16 protein-coding genes are annotated in these 16,414 nt (G+C 38.6%); 7 read left to right on the top strand and 9 right to left on the bottom strand.

Going from position 1 to position 16,414, the window contains the following annotated elements; translation table 11 throughout:
- Positions 1–30: 30 nt before the first annotated feature.
- Positions 31–651: a GTP diphosphokinase gene (gene yjbM / locus AC503W_RS05475; protein ID WP_402867801.1), complete on the bottom strand. Its 621-nt coding sequence runs from the start codon at positions 649–651 to the stop codon at positions 31–33.
- 315 nt (positions 652–966) lie between these two features.
- Here yjbM and AC503W_RS05470 point away from each other — a divergent pair, with 315 nt between their 5' ends.
- The 5 genes from AC503W_RS05470 to AC503W_RS05450 all read left to right on the top strand — a co-directional run bounded on the left by AC503W_RS05470 (position 967) and on the right by AC503W_RS05450 (position 4,991).
- Positions 967–1,545, top strand: coding sequence for a CYTH domain-containing protein (locus tag AC503W_RS05470; protein WP_427688534.1), 579 nt, complete (start codon positions 967–969; stop codon positions 1,543–1,545).
- Between the two features lie 24 nt (positions 1,546–1,569).
- Positions 1,570–2,232: a lytic transglycosylase domain-containing protein gene (locus AC503W_RS05465; protein WP_427688536.1), complete on the top strand. Its 663-nt coding sequence runs from the start codon at positions 1,570–1,572 to the stop codon at positions 2,230–2,232.
- A 209-nt stretch (positions 2,233–2,441) separates the two neighbouring features.
- A complete protein-coding gene (locus AC503W_RS05460) occupies positions 2,442–2,846 on the top strand; it encodes a globin domain-containing protein (RefSeq protein WP_402867799.1) in 405 nt (134 codons plus the stop codon).
- Entirely contained in the window at positions 2,843–3,739 is an 897-nt protein-coding gene (locus AC503W_RS05455) for a ClpXP adapter SpxH family protein (RefSeq protein ID WP_402867798.1), read from the top strand. Before AC503W_RS05460 ends, AC503W_RS05455 begins: the two co-directional genes overlap by 4 nt.
- 1,078 nt (positions 3,740–4,817) lie before the next feature.
- Complete coding sequence (locus AC503W_RS05450; RefSeq protein WP_494916358.1) at positions 4,818–4,991, top strand: hypothetical protein; 174 nt, start codon at positions 4,818–4,820, stop codon at positions 4,989–4,991.
- Between the two features lie 57 nt (positions 4,992–5,048).
- On the opposite strand, the gene pepF is transcribed toward AC503W_RS05450, so the two are convergent.
- The 6 genes from pepF to AC503W_RS05420 form a co-directional block, all read right to left on the bottom strand.
- Positions 5,049–6,866, bottom strand: a complete 1,818-nt coding sequence (gene pepF, locus AC503W_RS05445; RefSeq protein ID WP_427688537.1) for an oligoendopeptidase F — start codon at positions 6,864–6,866, stop codon at positions 5,049–5,051.
- A gap of 176 nt (positions 6,867–7,042) precedes the next feature.
- Complete coding sequence (locus AC503W_RS05440) at positions 7,043–8,254, bottom strand: competence protein CoiA (protein ID WP_427688539.1); 1,212 nt, start codon at positions 8,252–8,254, stop codon at positions 7,043–7,045.
- A gap of 91 nt (positions 8,255–8,345) precedes the next feature.
- Entirely contained in the window at positions 8,346–9,851 is a 1,506-nt protein-coding gene (gene cls / locus AC503W_RS05435; RefSeq protein ID WP_427688540.1) for a cardiolipin synthase, read from the bottom strand.
- Positions 9,852–9,961: 110 nt separating this feature from the next.
- Positions 9,962–10,630 carry an adaptor protein MecA gene (gene mecA / locus AC503W_RS05430; protein ID WP_402955874.1) on the bottom strand — a complete coding sequence of 223 codons (669 nt, stop codon included), beginning with the start codon at positions 10,628–10,630 and terminating at the stop codon, positions 9,962–9,964.
- 426 nt (positions 10,631–11,056) lie between these two features.
- Entirely contained in the window at positions 11,057–11,452 is a 396-nt protein-coding gene (spxA, locus tag AC503W_RS05425; RefSeq protein WP_402867793.1) for a transcriptional regulator SpxA, read from the bottom strand.
- A gap of 563 nt (positions 11,453–12,015) precedes the next feature.
- Positions 12,016–12,582 (bottom strand): GNAT family N-acetyltransferase, encoded by a 567-nt coding sequence (locus AC503W_RS05420; protein WP_427688542.1) that lies wholly within the window; start codon positions 12,580–12,582, stop codon positions 12,016–12,018.
- Positions 12,583–12,675: 93 nt separating this feature from the next.
- Between AC503W_RS05420 and AC503W_RS05415 the strand changes: the two genes are divergently transcribed.
- On the top strand, positions 12,676–12,867 hold the full coding sequence (locus AC503W_RS05415; protein ID WP_427688544.1) for a hypothetical protein: 192 nt from the start codon (positions 12,676–12,678) through the stop codon (positions 12,865–12,867).
- A 51-nt stretch (positions 12,868–12,918) separates the two neighbouring features.
- On the opposite strand, the gene AC503W_RS05410 is transcribed toward AC503W_RS05415, so the two are convergent.
- On the bottom strand, positions 12,919–14,097 hold the full coding sequence (locus tag AC503W_RS05410) for a putative glycoside hydrolase (protein WP_402867790.1): 1,179 nt from the start codon (positions 14,095–14,097) through the stop codon (positions 12,919–12,921).
- A 453-nt stretch (positions 14,098–14,550) separates the two neighbouring features.
- Here AC503W_RS05410 and trpS point away from each other — a divergent pair, with 453 nt between their 5' ends.
- Entirely contained in the window at positions 14,551–15,537 is a 987-nt protein-coding gene (gene trpS / locus AC503W_RS05405; RefSeq protein WP_402867789.1) for a tryptophan--tRNA ligase, read from the top strand.
- Positions 15,538–15,579: 42 nt separating this feature from the next.
- Here trpS and AC503W_RS05400 read toward each other — a convergent pair whose 3' ends face one another.
- The gene (locus AC503W_RS05400; protein ID WP_427688546.1) at positions 15,580–16,335 is read right to left on the bottom strand and encodes a YjbA family protein; all 756 of its coding nucleotides are present in this window, start codon (positions 16,333–16,335) and stop codon (positions 15,580–15,582) included.
- Between the last annotated feature and the right edge of the window lie 79 nt (positions 16,336–16,414).

The following is a 16,414-nucleotide window of genomic DNA, read 5'->3' as shown; positions in this document are numbered from 1 at the left end:
TGAATTCTTCCGTCTTTATCCTTACCACTTTCAGGAATCCTTTTTCCTTGAAAAAAGACGCTGTGCCTCCTGTATTTCAGTACGGATTTGTGACATTTCCGCATCAAGCAGGAACGCAGCCTCTGCAGCACGTTTCAATCGTAATTGGATATCTTCGGGGAAAGCCCCTTGATATTTATAATTTAAAGAGTGTTCAATGGTTGCCCAAAAGTTCATAGCCAAGGTTCTGATTTGAATCTCGGCCAATATGTTTTTCTCACCATGAATGGTCTGGACAGGATAGCGAATGACAACATGATAGGAACGGTAGCCACTTGCTTTTTTATGGGAAATATAATTTCTTTCCTCTACAATCTCAAAATCATTCCGGCTCCTCAGGAGTCCTACGACCTGTTCAATATCATCGACGAACTGACACATCATCCGAAGTCCGGCGATATCTTGTATCTCAGCCCCAAACTTATCGATGGGAATACCCTTCTGACTAGCCTTGTTCAAGATGCTGTCAATCGGCTTCACCCTACCCGTTACGAACTCTATGGGAGAATGAATATTCTCTCTCTCAAATTGTTTTCTTAAGCCTTTTAATTTAACTTTTAATTCCTCAACGGCCTGTATATAAGGTGCTAAGAAATCATCCCAACTTTCCATTGCCACACCACCCACTTCTTTCGAAACGCCTGTTCAAATCTGGTATGGGCAGAACGATTCGAATCATCTGTATGAGTTCCTCCAGCAGTTCTTACCACTGCTTCTCCCCAAGGATATGTATAGTGAAAAATATGTATAATTTTGATGTTGCTGTATACTGAACTAATTTATATGCTCAATGTTTATATTTTATCATATTCGGCAATTGATTCCTAAATATTCAAGTATGATAATGAAAAAATATTCATTCGATTTGACAGCTCGAATGGTTCTTATATGATTAAACTAAAATAACAGCTTAGAGAGGGATAAATCATGGATCAACATATCGAAATTGAATTTAAGAACCTTTTGAATGAAAAAGAATTCAAACAGCTTTTGGACCATTTTCAAGTACATTCATCAACCTTCAAAACTCAGCAAAATCACTATTTTGATACAGCGAAATTTCAGTTGAAAAGTCAGAACTCAGCCCTCCGTATACGGGAGAAAAATGGCCAGTACGAGTTAACCTTGAAGCAACCCGCAAGCGAGGGTCTATTGGAAACCAATCAAGCGATCACGAAGGATATCGCAAATTCCTTCTTAAAAGAAGGAATTTTCCCTGAAGGCCCTGTTCATGACCTGATTATAGAAAATAATCTAATTCCAGAGGATTTCACATGTTTTGGCACTTTACAAACGGACCGTTCAGAATTCCCATTCCAGGGAGGTTTGCTTGTTTTAGATCATAGCTCATATTTGGGACATGAGGATTACGAGCTCGAATATGAAGTGACGGATCGGGCCGATGGGCAAAAAAAGTTTTTTAAACTTCTAGAATCACTTCAAATTCCGGTACGGAAAACCGAAAATAAAGTAAAGAGATTCTATCGGGCGAAATTCAGTGATTAAATCCGACCAAAAATAGATATGGAGGTGGTACATTTGAAAGTTCAGGACTTTAGGACATTGATGGATTTGCAAGCCATACAACAATTCTCGACAGGCACTATCACGAATACATCCTCGTCGCGATCAATGTTTCAGGAAATGCTGACGGGACTCATGTCAAGCGATACTTTGGAAAACACATCGCAATCATTGGGGTCCCTTCTGTCTAACGTAGAAACTGAGGCAAAGTCCATCCTTCAATCCAACACGATACATTCACTCAACAACCCGTTGACAACCGCTCTCCCAGAAAAAAAGACAAGCGAGACGGTCACGAACTTTGATGATATGATCAGCGAGGCCGCGACTCTATATAACCTTCCGGAAAAATTGATTAAGTCAGTGATAAAACAGGAATCCAATTTTAACCCATCAGCGACAAGCTACGCTGGGGCAGCAGGGCTCATGCAGTTGATGCCTGCGACCGCAAGAAGTCTGGGAGTAGAAGACATAACCGATCCCAAGCAAAATATCATGGGTGGGAGTAAATACTTAAGCCAGATGCTCTCCCGTTATAACGGGGATGTCCGAATGGCCCTTGCAGCCTATAATGCCGGACCTGGTAACGTCGATAAATACAACGGCATACCGCCTTTTTCCGAAACGCAAAATTATGTTCAGAAAGTGTTCAATAACTTTATGAGCTGAAATCATTAGCCGACCCTTCTTCTGGGTCGGCTATTTTTATCGTTGATATCTTTTCGAAAACAGCTTGAACGACTACAAAATTCCCCTCCTCCATTTGTGAAAAAACATTATGGGGAAGTATTATTGAAGCTAGATATTTGTTATATGAGTAAGCGATTGTTAAAATATGATTAAATATCAAACATCTTTCTTTTAAAGGAGTAATCAACATGACGAAAGAGAACCCTACACCATATGAATTAATTGGAGAGGGACAATTACACAAGTTAATTGATGCATTTTACTCCAACGTTAGTCAACATCCGGAACTGAAACCGATTTTTCCTGACGATTTATCAGAGACAGTCCGTAAACAAAAACAATTCATGACGCAATATTTAGGTGGGCCATCCTTATACACCTCGGAACACGGTCACCCTATGTTGCGGGCTCGACATATACCTTTTGAAATTACACCAGATCGTGCAAAAGCATGGCTTTCCTGCATGTATCACGCTATGGACGAAATTGGTCTTGAAGGTGAAATTCGCGAATTTTTCTACCATCGCCTCTATTTGACAGCACAGCATATGATCAATACATCCGGTATAGACGGGAAAGGAGAAGACAGTTGAGCACACAAAAACCAGTTTTCAATATTTCCGATTGGATAAAAACACAACATTGTTATGATGTAGGAAAGAAACCATTAGAAATCTATGTTTTTGTTGATCCACTTTGCCCTGAATGCTGGGGCCTTGAACCAATCATAAGAAAATTGCAGGTGGAATATGGCCAGTTATTCAGCCTACGTCATGTTTTAAGTGGAAAGATTAATTCACTAAATATCGGCAATCATAAAAACTTTGAAAACATCGCCCAAGTTTGGGAAAAGACAGCCAGCCGTTCTGGAATGTCTTGTGATGGAAGCTTATGGACCGAAAATCCCATTTCCTCTCCCTACGCTGCATCCATAGCCATTAAAGCGGCCGAATTACAGGGTAGAAAACTAGCCATTCGTTTCTTAAGGCAGCTTCAAGAATACGTATTCATTGGAAAAAAGGATATTTCCAATATCAAGGTACTGACCGAATGTGCTCAAAGCGTAGGGTTGGATGTAGAAGAATTTCTTCATGACATAAACTCCTCCAGTGCATCCAAAGGCTTTCAATGTGACTTGAAAATCACAAGTGAAATGGAGGTCACTGAAATTCCTTCACTCGTATTCTTCAATCAAAATATTGAGGAAGAAGGAATTAAGGTTTCTGGGGTATATTCCTATGAGGTATACGTTCAGATATTGAGGGACATCTTAAATGGTCTCCCAGACCCAGCTGAGCCACCTTCTCTTGAGGAGTTTATACGTTGTTTTAAACTAGTGGCCACCAAAGAAATTGAAACGGTCTATAATATGAGTAAAAGTACCGTGGAGCTGGAAATGAAAAAGCTCGTTTTAAAACAAGTGGCAGAAAAAATACCTGCTAAGTACGGAACATTTTGGAGGTACACCGAAAAGCCGACGAAATGACGGTCTTATCGAACGCCCCCTCTCATCTACACAAAAAGCCCGGCAAATTGGGGAATTTGCCGGGCTTTTTCTTTTTATTCATATATTTGAACAAAAGGGGATGGGAAATTTACACGATCAAACAAAGGGGTATAAGTTTAGATGTGATTCACTTCATTTAGTACTATAACAGATTTCCCATCATTTCATCAACTGATTTGTGTATAAGTTCACAATATGTTCACTTTTTCTTTTATGAATTCGGAAGAAATAGCTTCTTCCTCCATTTAAATACAAGAAAACCGGTGAATTGGGGAATTCACCGGTTTTCTGTATATTTATACGAACAAAGGGGATGGAGAAATTTCACGATCAAACAAAGGGGTATAAGTTTGGTGTGATTACTTCATGTTAGTAATATAACAGATAGCTAGACCATATTTCAATCACTTTGTGCATAAATTCACATTTTGTTCACTTTTTTTCCGTTGGTCTTTCATCCACCATTTTCCAAATTACCGGATGAAGTCATCCAACAACAAGAAAACCCGGTAAATTGGGGAATTTACCGGGTTTTCTTATCTATTAATACGAACAATAGGGGATGGGAGAAATCTTCACGATCAAACAAAGGGGTATAAGTTTAGATGTGAATTACTTCATGTCAGTAATATACCAGGTGAGCGACCCACTTTCAACTACTTTGTGTCTTATTTCACAAATTGTTCACAAGTGAATAATTCAAATTTTTCGAGAATGAATCTCGCTTCATTCTATAGTCAAGTTCATTTTCTTTTATTTTTCCTTACTCACTTTTCTAGAGTTTGATAAATAGATAAAAGCCCGGCAAATCGCGAAATTTGCCGGGCTTTTATCTATTTATACGAATAAGGGGATGGGAGAAATTTCACGAATCAACAAAGGGGTATAAGTTGGATGTGATAACTTCTATATCTGTACTATATCAGATTTCATCTAAACAGTGCAAGTAGATTGTGTTTCATTTCACATTATTGTCATATTCTCCGAATAACCTCTTTCTTCAAAACATATTATTTAAAGAAAGTGTACCGACATCTTTCCATTCCATTTAGCGGAGGTGCTAGTTTTGAGAAGTACGATTTTACTTATCCTCCTGATCAGCTCCTTATTCATCCAACTACTTGGAATCATGCAGCTCATTCCTTTGTATGTCACTTCCCCCATCTTGTTTTTTGTTTTTTTCATTATTCTTCATAGCTTCAATCAGAGAAATCGATTTAAAGGTCTATAGCAACATACATAAAAGAGCCAACCGACTTTTTCTGTAGGCGGTTGGCTCTTTTGCCATTTATTTTGTTAAAAGCTGTTCCAATTCATTTAACTTTTCTTCGAATACGTTTAACGCTTCTTGTACAGGTTCAGCCTTCGTCATGTCGACGCCCGCCTTTTTTAATACCTCAATCGGATAATCTGAACTTCCTGATTTCAAGAATTCCAAATATCGTTTGACAGCTGGTTCTCCTTCTGTGAGAATCTGTTTACTTAGAGCAGTAGCTGCACTAATTCCTGTCGCATATTGATAAACATAGTAATTATAGTAGAAGTGTGGAATACGTGCCCATTCAAGACCGATTTCCTCATCAATTACTACATTCTCTCCAAAATATTTCTTGTTAAGTTCATAATATTCCTTCGTCAACATATCAGCGGTTAACGCTTCCCCATTCTGTGCCTTTTTATGGATGGTATGTTCGAACTCGGCAAACATCGTTTGACGGAACAGTGTACCACGGAAGCCTTCTAAGTAATGATTCAATAAATAAATACGTTTCTTTTCATCATCTATCGTATTCAGCAAGTAATCGTTCAACAGGTTTTCGTTACAAGTAGAAGCAACCTCCGCTACAAAAATCGAATAATTCCCATAAGGATACGGTTGGTGTTTACGAGTATAGTAGCTATGGACCGAATGACCAAATTCATGAACAAGGGTGAATAGGTTATTCACGTTATTCTGCCAATTCATTAAAATATACGGATTGGTTCCATATGTTCCAGAGGAATAGGCCCCGCTTCTTTTCCCTACATTCTCTTGTACATCCACCCAGCGATTCTCAAACCCTTCCTTTAAGACATTTATATAGTCTTCTCCAAGTGGGGCAAGTCCTTTAAGTACATATTCCTTCGCCTCATCATACGTCACTTCCATCTTCACTTCTTTTACGAGCGGAGCGAATAAATCATACATATGAAGCTCGTCTAACTCGAGAACCTTTTTGCGTAAGTCGAGATAACGATGTAACAATGGCAAATTGTCATTGACCGTTTGAATGAGGTTATCGTATACACTTTCTGGAATATTATTATTGCTTAATGCCGCCTGGCGCGCGGATTCATATTTACGTACTGTTGCGTTGAAGTTATGATTCTTCACTTCACCTGATAAGGTAGAAGCAAATGTATTACGGAACTCTCCATACTTGCTGTATATGCCTTTAAATGCGTCTTGACGGACACGGCGGTCTTCGCTCTCAAGGAAACGAATATACCTTCCGTGAGTGATTTCCACTTCATTGCCCTCTTCATCTTTAATAACGGGGAACTTCAAATCCGCATTATTCAACATGCTGAAGATATTGCCGGAATTATCGAGTACTTCGGAGGCCTGAGCCAGTAATGACTCCTGTTCTGCATTTAAAATATGCGGTCTCTGTAGGTTGATTTCCTCCAAAGAATGTTTATATAACTTTAGTTCTTCTTTTTCCTCCAAAAATTCCTGGACTTTGTTTTCATCAATGCTTAACAGTTCTGGAACGATATATGAGAAGGCTGCGGCAGCCTGAGCATACAGAGCCTTCGCCCTGTCTTCCATTCCTTGATAAAAGGGATTCGTTGTATCCTGGTCGTTGCGCATATGTGAATACGCATACACTTTACCCATCTTTTCAAATACTTCATCTTGGAATTGCAGTGCCGCAAATAGCTTTTCAGCGCTTTCACCCAATGTTCCTTTATATGCTTCCGCTTTCAACAGCTGTTCTTTTACATCTTTGAAGGCTGCTTCCCAATCTTCCTCCGTCGCATATATATCCTCAAGTCTCCATGTATCTTCAGCCGGAATCTCACTTCTTGAAGGTAATGTGTTCACTTTAGTTTCCTGTGTCATAATAAATTCCTCTCCATTCTAATAAAACTTACCCTTATCTTTACCAGGGCATGTACAACTTATTTACTTCCTGAACCATTTGCATTTCCCATGCAAAACGATACTTCTCTTACTCCATACTATTCTGCGTTCACCATCATAATCCTGCTACAACCCAGTCAAAAGGAATAGAGTGGTTATAACCCATTATAATGGATATATGCCTTTTCTATCATAATCTTGCTCTGTTGATAGAAAATTCTTTCTAAAGCCTCACTTTGATCACTTGTAATCGGCACAGTAAACGGAGTGGTAACCGTAAAGATTCCTTCTTTCCACTCTTTTAAATATCCCAGCTTTTCTAATAACTGAACATATTTTCTTACAGGGTTTCCCATATCTTTCTCCTTGATAAGTGGTAAAGGGCGCTGCTTGATATTCCCCAGCTTGATTCGCTTTTTAAAATGACCGAGCACTTCATTCATTTCAATTTTTTCCCCGATTTTTTTCTTTTGAAACACATCCATGTATAGCCAAGCTTGCCATTCGATTGCCGGTGTCTCGATTAGGTGCATGCCTTGAATTGGAACACCGATTTCTATGGGAATCGTTGCAGGAGAAAGGTGATGGGTATAGAGGTCATAAAAGAATGGATCACTCCTTTTTGCTGTTCTTACCCGGTGGAGGCACCAGCTTTTCCGTTTCTTTCTCCAAGCCATCAAAAAAGGAAAGGCATCACAATATCGAGGTGTCATTTGATTGGGGGATAGAAGGTTTAAAGGTGCTGTGGTCAGTTCTGCCAAAACGCTTCTTTTTGAGAAAGGGGTCATGTTTTTCAATGCGGATAGTTGATGAGATTCAGGACAATACATCCACAGAAATGGATGCTGATAGGTACCACTGACAAATAGCCACTGAAAGGTAGATAGGCTGAATTCATATTTACTCTTTCGTTTCAATTGCTTGGCGCCCATGATCCAAATGGGTATGATTTTCACACTTTGATAGGCTCTAGTCCTTTCATGGAAGTCAGCCTCGGAAATGACGGAGCACTGGAATTCTATCGCGTAGCGCTGATCATCGATTGTCAGCAATATATCCGTCCTTCTCTTGATTGCGGGAATATAGGCTTCTAACTTCGCATGAAACTTATGTGATACCAACCATTGATACAGGTTTCTTTTTCCCATTAAATGATAAGTGGATTCAGGTTCCGATGAAGCATGGCACGAAGTATTATTCTTGTGGGCAAAATGAGGGATTTTTATCATTCCGGCTTTGATCATCACTTCTGTTTTACAGCAAGGACAGAAATAACCTTTTGATGCCTTCATTGCCAGGAGCTGGTTTCCCGTCAGTTTTTCAGGAAGGGTGATCCATGTCCCATCCTCTTTCATTGCGCTAAGCATATTTCTCCTCCCCTCCTACTATATCCATTCTCCCTTGGCCTGGAAAATTCCTTTAAAATAAAAAAAATGCCGTGATGGCATAAATGAATCATCATAGAAGCGGTGACAATAGTCTGCAAGTGGATTCCAATACTTTCAGACCTAAGTTGCGATTGGAAAATACTTTCAACTGTATCTCCTGTGATACCTTTAGATCCTTCAAATAATCATCTACTAGAGTCTGTGTACTCTCTGTACGGTAAAGGAAGGCATTGACTTCAAAATTCAAATGAAAGCTCCTCATATCGATATTAGCGCTGCCAATTGAAGCCAATTCGTTATCCACTATGACAATCTTGCTATGCATGAAGCCCTCATTATATTGAAATATCCTGACCCCTGCTTCCAAGAGCTCAGAAAAGTACGTCCTTGAAGCATGGAATACAATCCACTTATCTGGGTTCCTCGGGACCAGTATTCGCACATCCAATCCACTCAGGCCCGCCACCTTCAATGCCTGAAAAATATCCTCATCAGGGACGAAATAGGGAGATGCAATCCAGATGGACTTTTCCGCCGAATTTATCATGGTGAAAAAAAGGTTCTTAATAACCGTCCATTCACAATCAGGACCACCGGCTATCATTTGTACGCCACCAAGGTCCTGCAAAACTGGCTGACTTGTACCAATATAGGCATCCGACAAATAGCTTTGGTTTGTACTATAGTACCAATCCTGTGAAAAGATGAGCTGTAGCGTTCGGACCGCTTCACCTTCTACCAAAAGGTGAGTATCACGCCAAGACCCGTAATTCGCATTAAGCCCCAAATATTCATCGCCAATATTAAGGCCACCGATAAAACCAATGGTCCCATCGACAATAATCATTTTTCGATGATTCCGAAAATTGAATGTACTATTTATGAAAGGAAGATGGATGGGTCCAAAGGGAACAATCTCTACGCCTGAATCCCTCAATTCATCAATATAAGGGCGGGCCAGGGACCAACATCCCACCGCATCATATAAAAAGCGTACCCGCACCCCTTCTTTTGCCTTTTGGATCAAGATATCCTTCAAAGTGCCACCACTGTCATCATCCCGTACAATATAATATTCCAAATGAATATGGTGTTTAGCTTTCCTCAGTTGCTTCAGGATACTAGCATACGTCTCTTTTCCATTTGTTAGTATTCGGGTTTTCGATGCAAACGAAATGGAACTGTTTCCAAGCTTTTCAGCGAGGGAAAATAACCTTCGATGACGCAACTTCACTCCCCGTTTTTCCCAGGTATCTACTTCCGTGCCGCGTTTAAGGAACTCATGCTTATCCAAAAAATACTTCCTACGAAACTTTCTCTCTTTTCGAAAATTCCCGCCAAACAACAAATAAAAGATGAACCCGATAACAGGAAAAGCCCCAAATGCAATGATCCATGTGATCGTTTGAATGGGATGACGATTTTCGATGAAAATATTAAATCCAATGATTACCAACGAAAGGGCCAACAACAGACTTAGATACCCCCTAACCCCCACTTCTTCCAGTAGGAGATACCATGGGCTACCTAACATGAGTACAAGTACTAGTAAACTTAAACCAACCTTCCCGTTCATTTATGACTACCTCCAATTACAAAACGCAGGTGCACGTAAAAGCTTCTGTTGAGGTGCATGACTTATCAAGGGTAAAAAAAACCGATTTCTAAGAAATCGGCCTAAAAATATTATGCGAAATATTTATCTACTGTGGAGAGTACATCATTTTCTATGACTACTTTTCCGTATTCTTCAAGCATGTGTACCGTTATTGGGGATTCCTCGCTGTATTCCAACAATAGACTTAAGACATTATCAATTTCTTCCTCGTCAATTTCAGCTTCGGAAAATTCAATATATAGATAATATTTATTTTGATAAGCATAAAGCTTCGTTGTCCAGGTATCCAAACCAGAACGCTTGCTTAAAGAAATGACATCTTCAAAATCCTCGAATATTGTAATGAATTCAATCATCCCATCTTCAAATGTCATGGTGCTCTCTTCATCTTTACCTTCAAAGTGTTGATCAAGAAGCGTATCTACTTTGTCTGTTACACTTAACTCTTTTAACTTATCATCCGATAGAGGCAACTCAAGTTTCTGACCATCTTTGGCAAGTTGGGCTTTTGTGACCAAGACTTCCAAGCCTTTTTCCAATGCTTGAACTTGAATCCATAACGGACCTTCAATCATGAATTCCTCTTCCTGATGCACTTCATCCATCATTTCCCAAAAAAGTTCTTCACTTCTCTCACGGCTATACCAAATTTCTTCCCGGTCGAAGCCTCTTTCCTCGATATCTATATAGGATATATAAAATTTTACTGTATCATCATTAATACGTTCGATTTCCATGATTCCCCTCTCCCTTCCTTTCTCATTTTGAAGGGATAATAACCCCCAAGCGAAAATTGCTCTTAAAAGCTCTTTACCCAAAAGTTCATACTATAAATCATGCTACGTTAAAACAGACTATTTTACCTCATTTTATGACAAAACCTTGAAGAAGGGAAATAAAAAACATCAATATCATAAAAACAATTGTTTGCCTAATATTCCATTCATTTTATAAAAAAAATCGTTCATATGCAACTTTCACGAAGACAGTGCCTTATTTCATTCATATTCTATATTGTATACAGTTAATGGTTAATTACATGCTTTATTTATCCAATCCCGCCCTGACCATTGTCATAAAAGCCTTGTGGCCTGAGAAAAAGATATATGTATAAACAAAAAGCTCTGCACTATTCTCAGCAGAGCTTGGAAAACACTTATTCATTAATTTACCATACGTTGTGCTTCTAATAATTGGAACGTACGTACTTTCCGTGGTAAGAAACGACGAATCTCATCTTCGTTATACCCAACTTGAAGGCGCTTCTCATCAAGAATAATCGGACGTCTTAGCAAACCAGGGTTTTCTTTAATCAATTTATATAACTCTTGTAGAGGCAAGCTCTCTAAGTTAACATTTAACTTTTGAAACGTTTTTGATCTGGTTGAGATGATTTCATCCGTACCATCTTCCGTCATACGTAGAATTTCTTTGATTTCCTCTATTGAAAGAGGTTCAGAGAAAATATTTCTTTCTGTATAACCAATCTCATGTTCCTCTAACCATGCTTTTGCTTTTCTGCATGACGTACAACTTGGGGATGTATATAATGTTACCATGTTTACCCACACTCCCTAAATATAGAATCGGTGATCTATGAGGGGAAATCTATTATCATTCACAACTACGATTCTAATTTGAAATAATTTTAAATAAGCATTTCTTTTAATTAATTATACACTAATTCATTTAAAATGAATACCCTTTTTCAAAATTGAAACTATCCTTTATAACTTCCTATTTCATCTGTACTATAGGCACTTCGTTTTTTTATGTAATACATTACAACGCTATTTTCTAATTGAAAATACGCACCTATTATTCTCATTTAAGTAGCAAATTGCCCCTCATTTTCCCTTTATTCTTTTCATTTGCTCATTACTTTTTATTTACCCCCTTTTTTTAGCTATAAACTAGTGATTATCATTTATAATTTCTTTAAGTATCCTTTAATTCCTTCTTCCTTCTTAAAAACCCTCCTTTTGACTGCTTAAATCAATTAAATTAAATGCATGCTCCATACAAATGATCATTTACAGGGACGGAAAATAAATATGCATTCCGCACCACGAGATAAAAGAGCCGACGAATTTAGTCGGCTCCTGTGTCATTTCATATCTTTTTAAACCCTATCACTTCCCACTTCTGTTTCTATATTCAATACTTCGTCTACTGATTGATACGATTTTCCATATAGATGCTTATCTTTATGCGTGTGAATTTCAGAGTAAATCTTTTTCATATAATTGAATACATCTTCTTCTTTAACAGCATCATGTGCCGGCCAATAAAGGATTTCCATCGGCGTATCTTCTTCAGTAGCCAACGATTTTCTATTATAGGCGATAGAAGAAGCATGTAAAAAGCCTTCTCTTTGATAAAATCTTAATCGTTTTGACGTGTCCACGTCATTTTCCTGCACTGGCTCGACTTCAAGGAAAATGGTCTTTTGTTTTTCTTGCAATTGATGAATCAATTTCTTTCCAAGGCCTTGACCCCGGGCATTTTTGCCGACGAATAAATAATCGACGAAAATAAATTCCTTACCTTCCACATATAGTAGAACATGGTCAGGCCCTTCATCCTTTTTATAGATGTCTTGTTTATCCTTCAATAAAATTTCTATATGTTCTTTTGACTTCATTTCTTCAATTGGAAAATATTGATTTAGTTTATCATACCAATTCACGATTTCATCTCCTCTTCAAATTTTATCTTTCCACGCTTTTGCTTATCGTTTACAATAGACTGTAAATAAATTGAAATTCTCAAGGGGGTATCCATGCTTACTTACCTTATAGACTTAATTTTAGTTGCTGTCTGCGTAATTGGGATCACAGCCATAAATGGTGTCCTGACGAATGCCATTGGGGAAAAGTGGTTTGGTGGTAAAAATCATTCCCACATTTTCAATCAATCAAAACGAATTCAGTCGGGATGGAATCAAGTCGGCGGGAAGAAACATAAGCGATGATTCTTCGGGAGTCCAGATGACCGATTGTGTACATATCGGTCATCTGATGGTTTATGGGGTGTAGTCTACCCCTTTTGTATAGCGGTTTGCAGCATTCCATAATAGATATTCATCAATTCCGTTATCATTTAACGCTTTAATTTGGGCTTCCACTTGTTCCTTACCATACTTTTGATAATTCCCCTCACCCAAGTATGAAGCAGTGAAGTCCTGAATCCACGGTCTAGAGGTAGGCGGCGTTTCTAGTTCCTTCAATTTCTTGTTCTCCAATTTTGCATATTCCCGAACAAGTTCATACGGTTTTAAATCCGGCTTTTCGATCCCGAAATAGGATGTCCAGTGACTTGGATAAATCATCGAAGAGATGACATCTACATTTTCAGAGATCTTGGAGAAATTTTGCCCAATACCAGGAGCTTCAGGTAATGTAGCGGCATAGCCGAAAATATCGACTGATACTTCCACACCATATGGCTCTAATTGTTTTTTTGCGTAGGCCACAAAGTCGGTTACGGCCTGTACCCGTTTTTCAGTATGGGTCTTATTGCCTTTTTCATACTCTCCCATATCATATTTTAAGTCATCCTCTTTATTCTCGAACCCTTCAGGAAAACGGACATAGTCGAATTGAATTTCTTTGAATCCCATCTTCGCAGCTTCTATGGCAATCCCCACGTTATAATCCCATACCTCTTTCAGGAATGGATTCACGAAAGATTCACCACGTCCATTCTTCCAGACCTTATCGCCATCTTTAAACGACCATTGTGGTTTTTCCTTTGCAAGAAGGGTATCCTTGAAAACGACGACACGGGCAATCGGATAAATCTTTTTATCCTCAAGTTTTTTTAACATGTCCACCGGTTTCCTTATGTAATCCTTTCCAATATTCGAATAAGGGGAATCCTTGTCTTCCGGTTTATAGGTAACATTCCCTCTGTCATCCTTAATATCAATGACCATTGCATTCAAATCGGTTTCGTCCACATATTGTATGAGTTCATTTAACTTATTTCCACCAGCTACATGCCCTGTAACATAAAGCCCTCGTACTGCATCAGGATAATCAAACTTCAATCCAGAATCATATACGAATCTAGGGGCCAACTTTGGTAGTTCTTTCTGCTCAAGCGCCACAGTTCTTGCTTGTTCCAAATCCTCAGCATGGACCGGTTGCTGAACCAAAAACAAACACATTCCTGCCACTATACATTTACTTAACGATTTCACATCTTCACCTCATTCGCCCTTCAAATCTACAACAGACTCTTTTGTTTAATACCACAACAGCAAAACTTTATTCCTATAAAATAAACTTTTTTTAAAAAAATGGTGTGTAACAATCTCCTATATCATTATCCTACCCTAAAATCGATTCCCCATTGATGGTTAAAAATCAATAAGTTACGAATCCTTCTTTTTTTACCCCATCGTATATATTAGTTGTAATAAGGGCATGCTGTTTGGATTACATTTCTTAAGAATAAATGCTAAAATACAGGTATAGTGGAAAATTCGTATCTCTAGGTAGACATTCCCTGGCGAGTACTGCCTTGCAAGACATAAATGAGCTCTCTTACACTTGCTGTACAGGAAGTGGATTACTTCCCTATTTATCCTTACAATAATGAAGAGCGAATATCCAATTAGTTAATTAAACGTATTTAGAGGAGTGACTAGCAGTTGAAAAGGATTTTCTCTGGCATTCAGCCATCTGGTTCTGTTACATTAGGAAATTATATCGGAGCAATGAAGCAATTTGTTAACTTACAGGATGAATATGACTGTTTCTTTTGTATCGTTGACCAACATGCAATTACAGTTCCGCAGGATCGACTTAAATTAAGAAAAAACATTAAAACACTCGCTGCCTTATATTTGGCAATCGGCATTGACCCTGAAAAGAATACGATCTTCATTCAATCAGAGGTTCCCGCGCATGCCCAGGCAGGCTGGATTTTGCAAAGCATCGCTTATATTGGCGAACTTGAGAGAATGACCCAATTTAAAGATAAATCAGCCGGCAAGGAAGGCGTTTCTTCTGCACTTCTTACCTACCCGCCACTGATGGCTGCAGATATTCTCCTGTACAATACAGATGTTGTTCCTGTTGGGGAAGATCAAAGACAACACTTGGAATTAACGCGAGATTTAGCTGAGCGATTCAATAATAGGTACAACGATATCTTTAAAATACCAGAAATCAGCCTTCCAAAGGCAGGAGCGCGAATAATGTCGCTTCAAGAACCGACTAAGAAAATGAGTAAATCCGACCCTAATAAAAAAGCTACGATTGCTCTACTTGACGATCCTAAACAAATCGAGAAAAACATTAAGAGTGCAGTAACTGATTCTGAAGGCATCGTTCGTTATGATAAAGAAAATAAAGCGGGCGTATCGAACTTAATGTCCATCTACTCCATCTTCAGTGGAAAAACATACGCTGAAATTGAAGAGATGTATGCAGGAAAAGGATATGGCGACTTTAAAGGTGATTTAGCTCAAGTGGTACTAGGAGAGATTCTACCCATTCAAGAGCGTTACTATAGCTTGATCGATTCCCCTGAACTTGATGAAATTTTAGATCGTGGGGCAGAGAAGGCAAATATCGAAGCCAATAAGATGATTAGAAAAATGTACAACGGCATGGGACTTGGAAGAAAAAGATAATGGAAAAAGACGATCCGCAACGGATCGTCTTTTTTTGTGAACCTATAATATGGATGGACTATCGCCGGCTTCTACTTGCCAAAGTTTTTCGAAAAAGGGTTGCCCTTTCACTAAATTTTCACATAGCTGAAGGTGTTTTTCAGACCAACCTGTTTTCATTTCCTCATATAACTCAAGCCACGCTATCTGAAAGTCCATATCCTGAATGCTCTCATATTTCTCAGGAGCCCATTCAGTATACCAGTATCGAATTTCAGCCGTATTCTTTGCTGTGAATAACTGATCCATGGCCATGAAAAGGAGCTGTTTCAATTGCCTTTCTTTTCTTGTCAATCCATTCATAAATAAGGGCGATGGAGACAGAATATGATATTCTTTCTCGCTTTCAGGATTTTCCGTAAAAGTATAATCCATCACTTCGTGATTTTCGATCATGTCATAAACAATTTGTTCCTGACGAGGAATAATTCTGCTTTTCCGGATGGGAATATGGTAGCCTATTGTATCCACAGCAAGTATTCCATGTCCATCGGTCACGACAAAACAGTAGTCAAGCTGAATGCGTTCATGATTTTTCCTTGCATATGCTTTTTGGTAGACATCGTTCAGTAATGCCTTCGGTAATTCAGATAGGTCATTTTCTATGTAGTGAAACAAAGTTGTTGAAACTTTCATCAGAGGAACTTGATCTAGCAGTTCAATGCCATCATCCTTCCTCCATTCATGAAAATGACAAATATTATAACCATTTTCCTCTCCTTCAAACCAGTTAACCCATACATCATGAAGATATAACATTATCCATCCCTCACTTAAACAAATTTCTGTTTGTCAATCAGTATAGGCAGGAACCATACAATTTATTCCTATTTCAGAA

It is taken from the genome of Peribacillus suis, from assembly GCF_059384845.1.
This window is presented reverse-complemented; position numbering and strand designations above follow the sequence as displayed.